The 16751-nt window shown below is 58.3% G+C and carries 15 protein-coding genes; 11 read left to right on the forward strand and 4 right to left on the reverse strand.

Going from position 1 to position 16751, the window contains the following annotated elements; genetic code table 11:
* Window positions 1-13 precede the first annotated feature (13 nt).
* Window positions 14-2356: an aldehyde dehydrogenase family protein gene (locus C1J02_RS02715; RefSeq protein ID WP_114877038.1), complete on the reverse strand. Its 2343-nt coding sequence runs from the start codon at window positions 2354-2356 to the stop codon at window positions 14-16.
* A gap of 10 nt (window positions 2357-2366) precedes the next feature.
* A complete protein-coding gene (gene deoC, locus C1J02_RS02720; RefSeq protein WP_114877039.1) occupies window positions 2367-3380 on the reverse strand; it encodes a deoxyribose-phosphate aldolase in 1014 nt (337 codons plus the stop codon).
* Between the two features lie 178 nt (window positions 3381-3558).
* Between deoC and C1J02_RS02725 the strand changes: the two genes are divergently transcribed.
* From C1J02_RS02725 to C1J02_RS02755, 7 genes are all read left to right on the forward strand, one after another.
* A complete protein-coding gene (locus C1J02_RS02725) occupies window positions 3559-5046 on the forward strand; it encodes a DUF4173 domain-containing protein (protein ID WP_114877040.1) in 1488 nt (495 codons plus the stop codon).
* Window positions 5043-5741 (forward strand): response regulator transcription factor, encoded by a 699-nt coding sequence (locus C1J02_RS02730; RefSeq protein ID WP_114877041.1) that lies wholly within the window; start codon window positions 5043-5045, stop codon window positions 5739-5741. Before C1J02_RS02725 ends, C1J02_RS02730 begins: the two co-directional genes overlap by 4 nt.
* A complete protein-coding gene (locus C1J02_RS02735; RefSeq protein ID WP_114877042.1) occupies window positions 5726-6670 on the forward strand; it encodes a HAMP domain-containing sensor histidine kinase in 945 nt (314 codons plus the stop codon). The genes C1J02_RS02730 and C1J02_RS02735 overlap by 16 nt, the downstream gene beginning before the upstream one ends.
* A gap of 127 nt (window positions 6671-6797) precedes the next feature.
* A complete protein-coding gene (locus tag C1J02_RS02740; protein WP_254693187.1) occupies window positions 6798-7721 on the forward strand; it encodes a metal ABC transporter solute-binding protein, Zn/Mn family in 924 nt (307 codons plus the stop codon).
* 3 nt (window positions 7722-7724) lie between these two features.
* Window positions 7725-8525, forward strand: coding sequence for a metal ABC transporter ATP-binding protein (locus tag C1J02_RS02745; RefSeq protein WP_114877044.1), 801 nt, complete (start codon window positions 7725-7727; stop codon window positions 8523-8525).
* Window positions 8522-9727: a metal ABC transporter permease gene (locus C1J02_RS02750; RefSeq protein ID WP_114877045.1), complete on the forward strand. Its 1206-nt coding sequence runs from the start codon at window positions 8522-8524 to the stop codon at window positions 9725-9727. Before C1J02_RS02745 ends, C1J02_RS02750 begins: the two co-directional genes overlap by 4 nt.
* Window positions 9724-10653: a metal ABC transporter permease gene (locus tag C1J02_RS02755; protein ID WP_114877046.1), complete on the forward strand. Its 930-nt coding sequence runs from the start codon at window positions 9724-9726 to the stop codon at window positions 10651-10653. The genes C1J02_RS02750 and C1J02_RS02755 overlap by 4 nt, the downstream gene beginning before the upstream one ends.
* On the opposite strand, the gene uraH is transcribed toward C1J02_RS02755, so the two are convergent.
* Complete coding sequence (gene uraH / locus C1J02_RS02760; RefSeq protein WP_114877047.1) at window positions 10633-10992, reverse strand: hydroxyisourate hydrolase; 360 nt, start codon at window positions 10990-10992, stop codon at window positions 10633-10635. The genes C1J02_RS02755 and uraH overlap by 21 nt on opposite strands.
* A gap of 259 nt (window positions 10993-11251) precedes the next feature.
* On the opposite strand from uraH, the gene C1J02_RS02765 reads away from it, so the two are divergent.
* From C1J02_RS02765 to C1J02_RS02780, 4 genes are all read left to right on the forward strand, one after another.
* Window positions 11252-11872, forward strand: a complete 621-nt coding sequence (locus tag C1J02_RS02765) for a rhodanese-like domain-containing protein (RefSeq protein WP_114877048.1) — start codon at window positions 11252-11254, stop codon at window positions 11870-11872.
* Complete coding sequence (locus tag C1J02_RS21015) at window positions 11869-12843, forward strand: LysM peptidoglycan-binding domain-containing protein (RefSeq protein ID WP_205389851.1); 975 nt, start codon at window positions 11869-11871, stop codon at window positions 12841-12843. The genes C1J02_RS02765 and C1J02_RS21015 overlap by 4 nt, the downstream gene beginning before the upstream one ends.
* 184 nt (window positions 12844-13027) lie before the next feature.
* Window positions 13028-14869, forward strand: a complete 1842-nt coding sequence (gene mutL, locus C1J02_RS02775; RefSeq protein ID WP_114877049.1) for a DNA mismatch repair endonuclease MutL — start codon at window positions 13028-13030, stop codon at window positions 14867-14869.
* Complete coding sequence (locus C1J02_RS02780; RefSeq protein WP_114877050.1) at window positions 14866-16104, forward strand: DNA recombination protein RmuC; 1239 nt, start codon at window positions 14866-14868, stop codon at window positions 16102-16104. The genes mutL and C1J02_RS02780 overlap by 4 nt, the downstream gene beginning before the upstream one ends.
* Here C1J02_RS02780 and C1J02_RS02785 read toward each other — a convergent pair.
* Window positions 16101-16745: a ChrR family anti-sigma-E factor gene (locus C1J02_RS02785; protein WP_114877051.1), complete on the reverse strand. Its 645-nt coding sequence runs from the start codon at window positions 16743-16745 to the stop codon at window positions 16101-16103. The two genes, C1J02_RS02780 and C1J02_RS02785, sit on opposite strands and share 4 nt — an antisense overlap.
* Window positions 16746-16751: the final 6 nt, after the last annotated feature.

Below are 16751 nucleotides of genomic sequence, written 5' to 3' on the forward strand. Positions count from 1 at the left end.
CCTGGACCTGGATTTATTCCCCGTAGGGTACCCAGATATTCTTGACCTCTGTCGCGGCTTCAAGAAATGCCCGCCCTTCGCCCGCTTGCCCCATCCAGTCACGCGCAAGGCCATGGTTGACCCATGTGCGTTTCAGATTGCCCGCTGCGCCGTGTTCAATTGTTTTGCTTAAGTCGGCGGCCCCAAAACACCAGACTGCATCGATATCCATGTGACGGCCCATCGCCTCTGCAAGGTCGCTTTGCGGGCCGGTCAGGATGTTGACCACGCCTGCGGGCACATCAGAAGTCTCAATCACCTGCGCAAAATCAGTAGCGGACAGGGGGAACGGTTCAGAGGCGGCAAGCACCACCCGGTTGCCCATCGCGATGGCCGGTGCCATGCACGAAATCAGACCCAGTAGGGGGGCCTCGGCGGGGCAAACTGCGCCAATTACACCAACGGGTTCTTTCATCGCCATCGCGACACCCCGGATCGGAACGCCGTGGACCTGCCCATCGAATTTGTCGGCCCATGCGGCATAGGTGAAAAGGCGTTTGATGCTGGCTTCGACTTCGTTTTTGCCGTGCCTTCCGCCTTGCATCGCATCCAGTCGGTGACTGAATTCGTCGGCCCGGGCGGCAAGGTTTTCGGCGATGTAATACAGGATTTGGGCGCGCAGATGCCCGGTCGTTTTGGACCAACCCTTTGCCGCATGCGCCGCCTCAACCGCGTTGCGCACGTCTTTGCGATTGGCAAGCGATGCATGCCCCAGCAAAGCACCGGTTTTGCCCCAGACCGGCGCGGAATAGCCGCCATCGGGACGCGCTTGCTTGCCGCCAATGTAGAGTTTCGCGGTGCGGTCGATCGGATCGACAGGGGTGCCGTCACCTGCCATCGGCTCGATCAGCTTCAGCGGCTTTTGCTGGCCCTTGGGACGGGTGTATCCCGCCAGACCTTCCCAACCACCTTCACGTCCAAACCCGCTTTCGCGCACGCCACCAAACCCGGCTGCGGCGTCCATCAGGTTGGTGCCATTGACCCAGACAATGCCCGCGGCCAGTTTCGGGGCGATATCCAGGGCCAGATTGATGTTCTCGGACCAGACCGTTGCCGCCAGCCCGTAGCGGGTGTTGTTGGCCAGTTCCACGGCCTCAGACGGGGTGCGGAAGGTGGTCGAAACCAGCACAGGGCCAAATATCTCTTCCTGCATCAGCGTATCAGCGGGGTTCAGTCCGGTAATCAGCGTCGGAGGATAAAAACATCCCTGTCCGGGCATCGCCGTGTCAGCCACGAATTTTTCGCCAGCCGTATTGGCGCTGACCATATCGCTGATCGATTTCAACTGCACCGGATCCACCAGAGCGCCCACATCGATGGATTTATCCAAAGGATCACCAACGCGCAGTTTGCCCATTCGGGCCCGCAATTTGGCATAGAAAGTATCGGCAACGGGTTCCTGCACCAGCAGGCGAGATCCGGCACAGCAGACCTGCCCCTGATTGAACCAGATGGCATCAACCAATCCTTCGACAGCGGAATCCAGATCGGCATCGTCAAACACGATATAAGGGGATTTCCCGCCCAGCTCCAACGTGAGCGCCTTGCCGGTGCCAGCCGTTGCCTCGCGGATGCGGCGGCCCACGGCGGTGGAGCCGGTGAAGGCAATCTTGTCGACATCTGAATTCACGATCATCTCGCCCACCGTGCCATCACCGGTGACAATGTTCACCACCCCCTTGGGCAGGCCCGCCTGACGGCAGATGTCTGCAAACAGCAGGGCGGTCAAAGATGTGTATTCAGCAGGTTTCAGCACCACTGTATTGCCCATCGCCAAGGCAGGTGCGACTTTCCATGCGAGCATCAGCAGCGGGAAATTCCACGGGATGATTTGACCGCAGACACCCAGAGCTTCTGCATCCGGCAGTTCGCTTTCCATCAACTGTGCCATACCCGCGTGGTAGTAAAAATGCCGTTGCGCCAATGGCACGTCGATATCACGCGCCTCGCGGATCGGCTTGCCATTGTCGAGGACTTCGAGAACCGCAAAGAGGCGGCTGTGCTTCTGCAAGAGCCTTGCGAGCGCATAGAGATACCGCGCGCGGCCGTGACCGCCAAGTTTCCCCCACTTGGGTTGCGCTTTCCTTGCGGCTTTTACGGCGGCGTCCACATCCGCCTGTGTGGCTTGGGTTAATGTTGCCAGCACCTCGCCGGTCGCCGGGTTCTTACTGTCAAAACCATTGCCTGGATCGGTGAAGGCCCCATCAATGAAATGACCAAAGCGGTCGCCCATATCAACCAGCCAAGCCAGCGCATCAGCGGCTGATTCCGGGGCCTTGCCATAGTCCATGGTCTCGAAGATGTCGGAAATGGTCATGTTACAGCCCTCAGCTTGTCGCGTGGCGATACCCGGCGGAATAGTTGCCGGTGATGTGGTGTTCAAGTTGCCGTTCAATGTCATTGAGCAGGGACGAGGCACCAAACCGGAAGAGATCCGGCTGCAACCACCGGTCCCCCAGTTCTTCTTTCATCAGTGCAAGATAGGTGATCGCATCCTTGGCCTTGGAAATGCCGCCCGCAGGTTTGTACCCAACGCGCAGTCCGGTGCGGTCATAATAGTCGCGGATGGCGCGGATCATCACGAGGCTGACAGGTAGCGTCGCGTTCACCGTTTCCTTGCCGGTTGAGGTCTTGATGAAATCGGCACCGGCCATCATGCAAACAAGCGATGCCCGTGCGACATTGCGCAGGCTGCCCAATTCGCCCGTGGCAAGGATCGCTTTGACATGCGCATCACCGCACGCGACACGGAAAGCCTGCATTTCGTCATAGAGCGCCTGCCAATCACCCGACAAAACATGCCGCCGCGAAATGACGATGTCGATCTCAGACGCCCCTGCGGCCACGCTCATTTCAATCTCTTTGATCCGCAGTTCCAGCGGCGACAACCCCGCCGGAAAGCCCGTTGAGACAGCTGCGATGGGAATATTGGTACCGCTCAGGGCGGCTTTCGCGGCCGGGATCATCTCATGATAGACACAGACCGCACCCGTGGTGATCGGCCCCATCCCAAGGGCATCAAGCAAGGCTGGTGCCACCGGTTGACGGGCCTTGGCGCACAGGCGCGCAACCCGGCGGGCGGTGTCATCGCCAGACAGCGTCGTCAGATCAATGCAGGTGATTGCACGCAACAGCCACGCCGCCTGATGCTGTTTTTTTACGGACCTGCGCGCAGGCAGCGATGCCGCGCGCCGTTCGATGGCAGATGTATTCGCCTGCACCGTGCGGACCCAATCCATATCAAGAGGCATGCCCGGATTACGGGGTTCTGTCACTTGCGGCAGATGCGACTGCGTTGTGGTCGCAGCAGCGGATTGGGCGGTGGTGATCTGGGTGGCCATGGGGCATCTCCGGGTCGGTCAGGTATCCAAAGTGCCACGCAAACGCCCCCTTTGGCAATGCCTCTGCCGCGCACTGCCGCGATGTCATTTGCGCGAAAAATGCACACGCGCGCCCCGGATCCTGCACATCAGATTGTCAGAACCAAGGTCAGAAATATGACAATGAGGGCAGTGAAATATGAAAACTTTTTTGATCCGGGGCGTGCCATTGGCAATGCAGCAGGATGGTTGGTGGATGGATGGCAACACTCGGGCCGACACGCGGGATCCAGAGGCCGCGTCAAAAACACCGCAAACGGGGCGGCTTGCCCTGCTGATACCCTTGATTGCGCTCGGCGATGTGTTGGTCTGGCAGGTTTTGCCAGGCTTGTCGCTGGCGGTTTTTGGTGCGGCTATTGTGGTGGCGGCGTTATGGGTTGCCGGGAAACAGATCAGCGGCCAAAGGTTTGGTCTGGTGGCGGGCGGCAGCGTGTTAGCGTTGTTGCCGTTGGTCGAGCTTGTGCAGCCCCTGTCACTGTTGATCGCGATCTGTGGCGTTTCAGCGATGTTGGCGCTGCTGGCGGGGTTGAACCCGGCGGAACTTGGCGGCGGTGCGTTGCGGTTATGGCCAATGGGTTTGCGGCAAACATTTGATGATGGCGCGCATATGCTGCGACACAAAGATGGTGCCGGCCTGGCCGCGCTGGTTCAGCGGATGCTGATGGGGTGGCTGGTGCCCATCACGCTTGGGCTGGTCTTTTTGCTGTTGTTGCTTGAGGCAAACCCGATTGCCCAAGGCTGGGCGGATGCGGTTTGGCGCATAGACATCGCGTTGCCAAATGAAGACAGGCTGCTCTTTTGGCTTTGCCTGCTGCCGGTGATCTGGACGGCCCTATCGCTGACAAAAATGCGTGAGCGTCTGCGGGCCGTGCCACGTGCCCACAAGATGGGCCCAGCGCGGCAGGGCATCATCAATCCGGCATCGGTGACGCGGGCCTTGGTTTTGTTCAACGCTGTCTTTGCGCTACAGACCGCGATGGATGTGATCTATCTTTATGGCGGCGTGGGCCTGCCAGAGGGCATTACCTATGCCGAATATGCGCATCGGGGCGCTTATCCTTTGGTGATCACCGCCTTGCTGGCGGGTGGATTTGCCCTGCTGACGCGACGCTGGACCGACGGCAATCGGATGCTTCGCGCCTTGTTGATGTTTTGGGTTGCCCAAAACGTGATGCTGGTGGTCAGTTCACTGGTGCGCCTTGAGCTTTACGTTGAGGTGTATGGTCTGACGCATCTGCGGGTTGCCGCCGCGATCTGGATGGGTCTGGTCGCAGGGGGGCTGGCGTTGATCCTTTGGCAGGTCTGGCGGCGGCATCGCAACGGCTGGCTGATGCTGCGCGGCGGGGCAATGGCGGGTGTTGTGCTGTATGTCTGTGCGCTGGTCAGTTTCGATGCGGTGATCGCGCGCTACAATCTGAGCCATCCGGTGCAACGCGACACCTATCACCTGTGCTGGCTGGGCGATGCGGCCCAGCCAATCATTGCAGCACATGAATTGAAGCTTGGCCGACCCCTTTGCCACGCACGATACCGGGTCAGAGCCCCACAAGACTGGCGCGAATGGGGCTTTCGCAATTGGCGCGCCCTGAGTAGCCTGCGGGACATGCAAGCCGAGGTCGCCCCGTGAAGTCGCACATTCTGATTGTTGATGATGATCCACACATCCGGAACGTGATTTCGATCGCCCTGCGACAGGCGGGAATGCAAACCAGTGAGGCTGGAGATGGCACCGAAGGATTGGCCAAGGCTCGGTCCGGGCGATTTGACTTGATCGTGCTGGACATCGGATTGCCGGAAATGGACGGGCTGCAGGTTTGCCGCACATTGCGGGTCAGCGACCAGACGCCTGTTCTGTTCCTGACGGCGCGCGATGACGAGATCGACCGCGTTTTGGGGTTTGAACTGGGCGGCGATGACTACGTGACCAAGCCGTTTTCACCCCGCGAACTGGTCGCCCGGATCAAAGCGATCCTCAAGCGCAGCGGCGCGGGACCGGTCAATACGAACGGGCAGGCTGTGCTGCAGACCGGTAGCCTGGCAATTGACCCGGCGCGCCATCGGTGTCTCGTGAATGGGGTTCCGGTTGCCTTGACTGCGCGCGAGATGGGCATTTTGAACCATTTGATGACGCGGCCCGATCAGGTTGTTCCTCGGCCTTCGCTGACCGACGCCGTTTATGGCGCGCATATTCATGTCTCGGACCGAACGGTGGACAGCCATCTGCGCAATTTACGTGCCAAACTGGCGGATGCGGGCTGCGCTGATGCGATCGAGACAATACATGGCGTTGGCATCAGGATGGGACCATGCCGCAGCGCGTGAGACGCAAATGGCGCCCGCCCCTGGCCTTGGTGGTGGGGGGCACTCTGGCGGCCGTGCTGGGCGTGCCGCTTATTGGTATCGGGTATTTCAGGGTTGCTGGAAATGTGCTGGGTTGGGCAGAAACCGCCTGGCTGATTGCGTGGATGGCAATTCTGTCGACGACAATCCTTGGCTTTCTGCTGTGGCGTCTGGTGTTGCGACCGGTTTATGCGCTGACGGCCCATGCCCGCGCCATGAAGGCCGGACGGGTGGATGCGCCGTTGCCGGTGCATTTTGGCACGCCGGAGTTCAGCGAGTTGGGACAAAGTGTCATTGATATGGGCGATACCTTGCACAACCGCGCCTCTGGCTTGCGGGCCTATGCAAACCACGTGACCCACGAGCTTAAATCACCGCTCACCGCCATTTCCGGGGCGGCAGAATTGCTGCAGGGCGACGTGAACAAACAGGACCGTATTGTGCTGGCCGCAACGATTGAAGAAGCAGCGACGCGGATGGAACATTTGCTGAGCGATATGCGCGCCCATGCCGCCGCAGGGCTGGAACGTGCGGGAGGGCAGGCGGATCTTGCCGAGGTGGCGGCAACGCTCACTGGTATCAACACAAATGTCATGCAAGGTGGCACATTGCCCATTTCGGCGGATGATCTGCGGGCGGTACTGACCCAGCTTGCACAGAACGCAGCAGGTCACGGGGCGTCAAGCCTTGATCTAAGTTGGGCTGACGGGGTTCTGCGGGTCACAGATGATGGCCAAGGCGTGGCCCCCGGCAACCAGTCGCGGTTGTTTGATCCGTTTTTCACCACAACGAGGACCGAAGGGGGTACGGGCATGGGCTTGCCAATTGCGCAAGCATTGCTGGGCGCGCACGGTGGCAAGATTGTATTTGTACCGTCGGAACAGGGCGCACGGTTTGATATCTCGTTCTGACTGCCAATCGAGATTGAGAATAATTCGCAACTAGATTGACTTAGTTGCGAATTATTCTCATATAGAGACCATGAAAATAAATTTTGCATCAGCCCCGTTGACCCGACGCGCTACCCTATTGGGGGGCATGGCATTGATCAGCACCGCCTCGCTGGTCAGGGCCGCTGATACCATTGCGATTGTGGCGACCACGGGCATGATTGCCGATGCCGCCCGCCGGATCGGCGGCGATTTTGTGACTGTCCGCGCGCTGATGGGACCGGGTGTTGATCCGCACGGATACCGCCAGACCCGCAGCGATATCGTTGCCATGACCCGCGCCGATCTGGTGCTCTGGCACGGACTTTATCTTGAGGCGCAGATGGAGCGGTTCTTTGAAGAGCTCGCTGGCAAACGCACCGTCGTGGCGGTCGCAGAAGCTTTGCCAAAAGACAGTTTGCTGAGCCATCCGTCTTATGACGGGCGATTTGATCCGCATGTGTGGATGGACCCCACCACCTGGCAGGGCGTCGTCAGCGAAATCACCGCGGCCTTGTCAGCGGCGCGCCCAGAGCATGCGGATGCCTTTGCGCAAAATGCCAGCACCTATCAGTCAGAACTGACGGCGCTGGCGGCCTATGCTAATGATGCGCTGACCAAAGTACCCCAAGATCAGCGTGTTCTGGTCACTGCCCATGATGCCTTTGGTTATTTCGGACGGGCGTTTGGGTTTGAGGTTATTGGCATTCAGGGCATTTCCACAGCAAGCGAAGCTGGCCTGAACCGGATCAGCGAATTGGTTGATGACCTTGTGGCCCGCAAAATCGGGGCCGTTTTTGTGGAAACCTCAGTCTCGGACCGCAATATGCGCGCCTTGATCGAAGGGGCTGGCGCACAGGGGCACGAGGTACGCATTGGCGGATCGCTTTTCAGTGATGCAATGGGGTCCGATGGCACCTATGAGGGCACTTATATTGGCATGATTGACCACAATGTCACCACCATCGCGACTGCGTTGGGTGCTGATATCCCGGCATCGGGGATGCAGGGAAAACTGGCGCAGGGAAGCTGATCAATGAGTGTTGAACTGGCCACAACCCAAGACGCGGACCCCGTTAAAGTGAACCGCGAGAACAGTCCGCTGGCAATACGTGGCATGACGGTTTCATATGGCCAGAAGCCCGCTATTTTCTCTGTCGATATGACGGTCGAGACTGGCAAAATGACAGCGATCATCGGGCCGAATGGGGCGGGGAAATCCACTTTGCTGAAGGCGGCATTGGGCATCCTCAAACCCCTGGCCGGGACGACCACGATCTACGGCAAACCCGTTGACGACCAGCGCCACCGCATCGCCTATGTGCCGCAACGGGCCTCTGTAGACTGGGATTTCCCCACGCGGGTGATCGACGTGGTGCTGATGGGGCTTTATCCTCAGCTTGGTCTTTTGGGTCGGGTCAGGCCCGCCCATCGCGAAAAGGCAAAGGGGTGTCTGGCCCGTGTCGGAATGGAGGATTTTGCCACGCGCCAAATTGGTCAGCTTTCAGGGGGTCAGCAACAGCGTGTCTTCTTGGCGCGCGCGCTGGCGCAGGATGCGGATCTGTATCTGTTGGACGAGCCTTTTGCAGGCGTCGATGCCGCCACCGAAAAAGCGATTATTGCCGTTCTGAAATCCTTGCGTGATGCCGGTAAAACGGTTGTTGCAGTACATCATGACCTCAGCACTGTTGCGGAGTATTTTGACAATGTGTTTCTGATCAACACCCGCCGTGTGGCCGAAGGGCCGGTTGCAACGACATTCACGACCCAGATGTTGCAAGACGCCTATGGCGGGCGTCTGGCCGCCCCACAGATGGAGGCGCTGCAGCTCATATGATCTGGGACGCGCTGACGCTTCAATTGGGGTATAACGCCACGCTGGTGACACTGGGTGCAGCCCTTTTGGGTATGGCCGCCGGTGTAGGGGGAACATTCCTTTTCTTGCGCAAACGCGCACTGGTCAGTGATGCAATCAGCCACGCAACGCTGCCGGGTGTTGCGCTGGCTTTCATGCTGATGGTGGCGCTGGGCGGCGAGGGGCGCAATCTGGTGGGCCTGCTGGGCGGTGCGGCTCTGTCCGCGGCGACTGGATTGCTGTTGGTATCCTGGCTTACGACGCGCACGCGATTGGCCGAAGACGCAGCGATTGGATCTGTCCTGTCGGTGTTCTTCGGCTTTGGGATCGTGCTGTTGACAGTGATCCAAACGATGAGCGCGGGACGACAAGCCGGGCTTGAAGGGTTTCTGCTTGGCTCAACTGCGGGGATGTTGCGCGCCGACGCATTGGTGATTGCGGGGTCTGCTGCGTTCACACTGGCGCTGGTGCTTTTGATGCGCCGCCCGCTCACACTTGCGTCTTTCGATCCCGATTTTGCAATTTCATTGGGGCAGAATGTAAGGCGCACTGATCTTGCAATGATGGGGCTGGTGCTGGCGGTGACAGTTGTGGGGCTGAAAATTGTTGGCCTGATCTTGATTGTGGCCTTGCTGATCATCCCGCCTGTGACAGCGCGCTTCTGGACCGAACGGACCGACCATGTTGTGCTGATCGCCGGGGTGCTGGGTGGCCTGTCCGCCTACATCGGTGCCGCACTCTCTGCATCTTTGCCAGACATGCCGACCGGACCCATTATCGTTTTGGTTAGTTTCGGCTTTTTCGCAGTGTCATTGTTGCTGGCCCCCGGTCGCGGCGTTGCATCGGCAGTGCTGCGCCACACCGCCTATCAACGCAGGGTTCATTTGCGGCAGGGGTTGCTGGCGCTGGCGCATGGACAGCCGATATACGAGCGCCTCACGCTCCGGCTGCTTCGGGCCCAAGGGTGGGCATTGCCCGATGGCGTTGCGACAAAAGAAGGCCGCGCGCGTGCGACAAAAGCACTGCGTGACGAAACCCGGTGGCAGATCATCCGCAGGGACCCGGCCTATGAAGCTGCTGCATCGTTCTATGACGGGCTGACCGAGATCGAAACAGTGCTCACGCCCGACCAAATCACCGAAGTGGACAGCCGCATTGACCTGCGCGCCGTGGTACCGGCATGAGCGGCGCGGAATTTGTTCCCCTGTCGCTGGTGCCGATGCTGACGGGCATTTTCGTTGCCGTGGCCTGTGGGTTACCGGGCAATTTTCTGGTGTTGCGACGTCAGGCGTTGATCGGGGATGCGATCAGCCACGTTGTCCTGCCGGGTATCGTTGTTGCGTTTCTTGTGACCGGTGTTGTGACCACATGGCCCATGTTGCTGGGGGCCGCCGGTGCCGCCGTGGTGGCGGTTATCGGGATTGAGGCGGTCCGGCGTTTGGGCAAGATCGAAGCCGGTGCCGCAATGGGCGTTATTTTTACATCCATGTTTGCAGGCGGTGTGCTGCTGTTGGAGCAGTCTGATACCAGCAGCGTCCATCTGGATGTTGAACATGCGCTTTACGGTAATCTGGAAAGCCTGATCTGGCTGGACGCGACCGGATGGCACTCCCTGCTGGATCCTGTTGCGCTGGCTGGCTTGCCGGTTGAATTGCCACGTATGGCCATCACACTTGTGGCCGTTGCACTGTTTATTTTCGTATTTTGGCGGCCGCTCAAGATCAGCACATTTGACGAAGGCTTCGCGCGGACCATCGGCCTGCGCACCAGTCCACTGGGGCTGGCGCTGGTGATCATGGCGGCAATCGCGGCGGTTGCGGCCTTTGATGCGGTTGGCAGCATCATTGTGATCGCGATGTTTATCTGTCCGCCTGCAGCAGCACGGCTGATGACCAATCGACTGGAACATCAGGTGGCATGGTCTGTGGTCTTTGCCACAGTTTCAGCTGTCATTGGGTATGTTCTGGCGGGATACGGCCCTTTGTGGATCGGTCTTGCCGATAGTGTTTCCGCGGCGGGTATGATTGCCACGGTCTCCGGTGTTCTTTTGGGGATCGCAGCGCTTTTTGGCCCGCATCGCCTGCGCGGTTCAACTGCCCCGGTAGGTTGAAAAACCGAACGGCGACAACAAGAGAGGTACGTGATAATGCGCATCCGCATCAGAGATCCCAAATCGGATCGGTATTTCGTCTAGGAACCGTGGGCTTTCCGGCGCGGCCCCGGATCGATCGAGATAGGTGCCGGCATCAAAGACCAACTCATATGTGCCGGTGACGCATTGCCCCTTTGGCAGAATTGGCGTTTCTGTGCGCCCATCAGAATTCGTCTGCATTGTCGCAAGCTTGAGGCGGTTTGCCCCGTCAATCCGATAAAGAGTGATTGTCATCCCGCCTGCAGGCAGCCCGCGGGCCGTATCAAGGACATGCGTCGTCAAATATCCAGCAGACATCACGGTTCCCCCTCTTGGCTATCTCAGGTTGAAAGGGGCAGGATAGAGGCCATCCAGCCAAGGTCAATGTCGTCAATCTGACCAGGATAGATGCCAATTCGACTCACTGTTCCACTCATTCGACATTTTTGCCAAAGTGATTCGTTTTTGCTTTGACCTCCGAATCATCATTTGACTATATGTAGCCCACAATCCAAGGGGTGCGCGGCTTGCCGGCCAGCGCAACTATATCTGGTAGTGCGTCTGGGGGGACGATATCATGTTAAGGTTGGCGGCAACGCTATTTGCAATTTTTTGCCTCGCCAGCGGCGTAGTTACAGCACAAGACATATTCAAAGAAGCCAAAGCGTCGTTCATTTTCAACGGCGAACGTGTGAACATCAGTCGAGAAAACCAAGAACCTGCTCGCATTGCCACACGTTTTTCGACCAATGGTGCAGAATGTGACGAGCCCTGTATCGCGCCGATGGTTATCGCAGATGGGATAGAAACGTTTGGCGAGCTCGATGTGCTTGCATTTCTGGTAAATGAAGTCGCAGGCAACACCGGTTTGATGGTGGATGCACGCATGCCGGCTGATCGGGCCAAGGGTTACATTCCCGGCACCGTGAGCCTTCCTTACGCGACGCTTTCGCCAGAAAATGAATTCAAGGACGAGATCCTGAGAGCCCTTGGTGTGCGCGAAATTGATGGCATGTTCACCTTTACAGACGCCCGCGAACTGCTGGTGTATGACAACGGGCCAAGCGCGGATGACGCGGGAAAACTGGTTAGAAATCTTTTGGACGAAGGGTATCCTGCCAGCAAAATCCGATATTATCGCGGTGGCATGCAGGTTTGGGCGATCTTGGGCTTCAGTATAAAAGAAGTCACCTCATGAGCATGCATCGCCTTCCTGATCCGACCTCGCCGCCCATCATCTTTAAGAGCTACGATGTTCCCGAAACGTTGCACGAAAATGCGGCATCCCGTCGGGCAATGGGCTTTAATGGAACAATCGCGGCGGTCAGTCTCGTAGCGGTTTTGACATTCGTGCTTGTCATCATGTCCACAGTGCAATTTGGCGGACCAACCGAACCTGTCGCATCTATTGCCTTTGTCGCGCCGACCGAGCCGACACCTTCTGACCTTGAAATATTTGTTGCGGCCAGCCTTGAGCAAGAAGTGACACGTCAGCAGTCCCCAGACCTGCTGTCGCCAACGGGCGATGCACTGCGCAACGACCCTCGGTTCCCGAACCTTGAGGCGTCAATTCTGCAAGGTCTGATGCCAATCCGCACTGTGGGTAAGTTGACCGAGGATGAACGCAAAGCCAAATCCCGCGAAGCATTGGCCATTGTCAGCCGCAACAAGTTGCGCATGCTGCGTGAGGGTGTTCTGGCAGGTGTATACACCGTCAGCGTCAACACTGAGAACGCTCAGGAACGGATCGTCCTGAAAACCATCAATGCTGACCTGACCAGCAAAATAATGGCAAATCTGTTGCAAAAAGCAGCGGACGAGGGCCGCATCGAACTCCCGGCGTCATTGAACACGACGGACGGCAACGTCGATATGGACACGCTGCTGTTCAATCTGGTTCAGACCTCATTGGCCGAGGATGGGACTGAGGAGGGCGCAGAGGCCGCCCGGGAAATGAGCCGCCGTGCCTTTGCCGCGTCACGCGCCAAAATCCGCGAGATTGAGGGTAAGCGCATTTACGTGGTCGAGCCGGGTGACAGTCTTGCCTATCTCTCGCTTCAGTTTTACGGGCGCCCCAGTGACTACCACCGCATTTTTCAGGCAAACCGTCCCCTTCTCAAATCACCCGATCTCATTCAGATTGGCCAGCGCCTGATAATTCCAGGATAATAAAAAACACAGCGCGCAAAAGCAGCCTTTCTGGCATCGGGCCGATTCTTAACAGGGTCGGCCCGCTGGCTTTTACGCAGTCTGGCCAAGGGCCGGACTGTTGCGGGTCTGCCGCCAAATTAGCCGTGGATAACTATGTTCCACCGCTGGAAGAATCGCCCTTAGATATGCTAGGTCTAGCGGTATGGCCCGTCCTAACCCCAATATAAGCGAAACGCAGCCCATCATCCGTCAACTGGATGAAGCTGCCGTGAACCGCATTGCAGCGGGCGAGGTGGTTGAACGCCCGGCATCTGCCGTCAAAGAGCTGGTGGAAAATGCCATTGATGCGGGCGCGCAGCGGATCACCGTGGAATATAGCGATGGCGGCAAGACCCTGATCCGGGTGACAGACGACGGATGCGGAATGGCACCGGGTGATCTGACGCTGGCGATGTCACGGCATGCGACTTCCAAAATCGACGGGTCTGACCTGCTGAACATTCATTCGTTCGGGTTCAGGGGCGAAGCGTTGCCTTCCCTTGGGGCTGTTGGTCGTCTGACGATTGCCAGCCGGGCCGCCGGTCATGACGGTGCCGAAATTGCGGTGAATGGGGGTCACGCCACACCCGTTCGCCCCGCTGCATTGAATGGCGGCACCGTTGTGACGCTGCGCGATCTATTTTTTGCCACACCAGCGCGGTTGAAATTCTTGCGCACGGACCGCGCAGAGGCGCAGGCAATTGGCGATGTGATCAAACGTCTGGCGATGGCAGAGCCGTTCGTTCAATTTGTGCTGCGCGATGTATCGGGCGACGGTTCGGGACGCGAGGTGTTCCGCGCCGCGGCAGAACAAGGTGAAATGTTCGATGCGTTGCAGGGACGGCTGGCACAGGTTCTGGGGCGCGAATTTGCAGATAACGCACTGCCCATTGATGCGACGCGCGAGGGGCTTCACCTGACCGGTTTTGCCGCCCTTCCAACATATTCACGCGGGTCTGCTGTGATGCAGTATCTCTTCGTCAATGGCCGTCCGGTCAGGGATAAACTGCTGGTTGGCGCGTTGCGCGGTGCCTATTTCGATTTTCTGAGCCGTGACCGCCATCCTGCCGCCGCGCTGTTTCTGGATTGCGATCCGACACTGGTCGATGTGAATGTCCATCCGGCAAAATCCGAGGTCCGCTTTCGCGATCCCGGGTTGGCGCGGGGGCTGATTGTGTCGGCACTGCGCCATGCGTTGGCCGAGGCCGGACATCGTGCCTCAACGACGGTTGCCGGGGCCACATTGGGCGCAATGCGTCCAGAGCCGACCGGCGCGCGTGTCTATCAGATGGACCGCCCCAGCGCTGGCGCACGGATGACAGCCTATACCACCCAAGCGCCCGGTTTTGCGGAAACGGCCGGGATGTGGGGACGGGTCGAAAGCGCGGCACAAGAGCCAGAACAGACAGAAAATGACGCGACGCATCACCCGCTGGGGGCCGCGCGCGGGCAGGTACATGAAAACTATATCATCGCGCAGACCGCCACTGGCATGGTGATCGTTGACCAACACGCCGCGCATGAACGGCTGGTCTATGAAAAGCTCAAAAACCAGATGGCGGAAAATGGCGTTGCAGCGCAGGCGTTGCTGATCCCCGAGATTGTTGAACTGTCCGCTGGGGATTCCGCACGGCTGCTGGAATGTGCTGACGATTTGGCGCGCTTGGGTCTTGGCATCGAAGCATTTGGGGGGGGTGCCATTGCCGTGCGCGAAACGCCTGCCATTCTTGGCCCGGTGAATGCGCGGGCCTTGATCATGGATATCCTTGATGAACTTGCAGACCAAAACGAAAGCAATATCGTGCAAGCCAAGATCGAAGCGATCCTCAGTCGTATTGCTTGCCATGGCTCAATCCGGTCCGGCCGTTGGATGCGCGCCGAGGAAATGAATGCGCTCTTGCGCGAGATGGAAGCGACACCGCATTCGGGTCAGTGCAACCACGGTCGCCCGACATATGTTGAACTCAAACTGGCCGATATTGAACGGCTATTCGGACGCACATGATTGAAATTGCAGGGCAAAGATATGAATGGGGTGATCCCCTTGTAATCGCCGCATTAAGCGGCGCGGCGATTTTGGTGGTCATCTTCATCCTGTTGATCATGGCGGTGCGTGCCGCCGGTCGCTCTGCCAGAATGGCGGCCCCGCTGAGCCAACAAATGCAAATCATGGGCGGCCACGTGCAGCAATTGGGCGCGGGGCAGGAACAATTGCGGGGGGGTCTGCAAACCGTATCTGACACCCAGGCCAATGCCCAGGCGCAGATGATCCAAAGCATGGAGGCACGGCTGGCCAGTGTTCAGCAGAACATGCAGGACCGGCTGGCCGACAATGCCGCTAAATCCGCACGCTCCTTGGCCGAGATGCAGGAACGGATGAGTGAGACGCTGCACGGGTCATCCAAACAGACAACGACCAGCCTGACCCAGTTGCAGGAACGTCTGGCGTCTATCGACAAGGCGCAGGATAACATCACCAAATTAAGCGGTGATGTGCTGAGCCTTCAGGACATTCTGAGCAACAAGCAGACGCGCGGGGCTTTTGGCGAAATCCAGTTGACCGATATCGTGTCCAAAGCGCTTCCAACAGACAGCTATGCCCTGCAGGCGACGCTGTCGAACGGCAAACGTGCCGATTGTCTGATCCATTTGCCGAACCCGCCCGGTCCGATCGTGATCGACAGCAAATTCCCGCTGGAGGCCTACGAGGCACTGCGTCGGGCCAAGACCGAAATCGAGCTAAAAGCCGCTGCTGCGCAGATGAAAGTTGCGGTCCGCGCTCACATCAATGCCATTTCGGACAAATACATTCTTGAGGGGGAGACCGCCGACGGCGCATTGATGTTCTTGCCGTCAGAGGCGGTCTATGCCGAACTGCACGCGAATTTTCCTGAACTGGTGCGGTATGGTTTTGACTGCCGGGTGTGGATTGTATCGCCGACCACGTGTATGGCCACCCTGAACACCATGCGCGCGATCCTCAAAGATGCCCGCATGCGCGAACAGGCGGGGGCCATCCGCAAGACGCTCAAGCAATTGCACCGCGACGTAGAACTTGTGGTCTCGCGTGTGGACAAGCTGAACACCCATTTTGGTCAGGCACGTGCCGATCTTGACGGCATCGGCACTGCTGCGGAACGGGCGGGCAAACGCGCCGCCCGTCTGGACAATTTCGATTTTGAGGAATTGACCCCCGAAGAGTCCGTCAACGTTGTGCCACTGACCAAACCCGAAGGTTAGATGCCGACGAAACGCTGAACGATCCGCGGCAGCAATTTTTTGAATTCCAATGGTGCATCCGTTACCGCAAGACAGATGCAATCGTCACCAATGTCAGCGATGGGTGTGTGGGTTACGCTGCCATCGGCGACCTCGATATCACCACGGGCAAATCTATCGTCTTCATCAAAGAATGCGCCTTGCAATACCAAGGTCAATTCATTGCCGCCGTGACTGTGATCGGGCATTGCAACACCCGCCGGAATGTAAAGCAGCCGTGCAACCGCCTCTGACGAGGTGGTCAATATCGCTTGCTTTACGCCCATGCCAATCGGCCGCCATTTGATGCTTTCCAGATCACCGCCAACATAGTCTTGCAATGGACCGGGCAGTGTACCCTTTTTCATCACCCTGTGCGGTGGCGTTTGCGCCTCGGGCAGATCCAGCCGTGCCATCACATGTGCAAGGCTTTCATCCGCCAGATCAGAAACCTCAACGGTGTCCATCAAAACACCCCCAACCGCATCGCAGCTTGCGACAGCCGCCCGGCACTCATCACAGAGCGATACATGTGACGCAACAGCGAGATTGAACGCCTCTGGTAAAGTACCTGCGGCATAAGCCATCAAGGTGGCGTCATCCAAATGATGTCTGATAGTCATATTTAC

Origin of the sequence: Sulfitobacter sp. SK011, from assembly GCF_003352065.1 — a bacterium.
GTDB lineage: Bacteria > Pseudomonadota > Alphaproteobacteria > Rhodobacterales > Rhodobacteraceae > Sulfitobacter.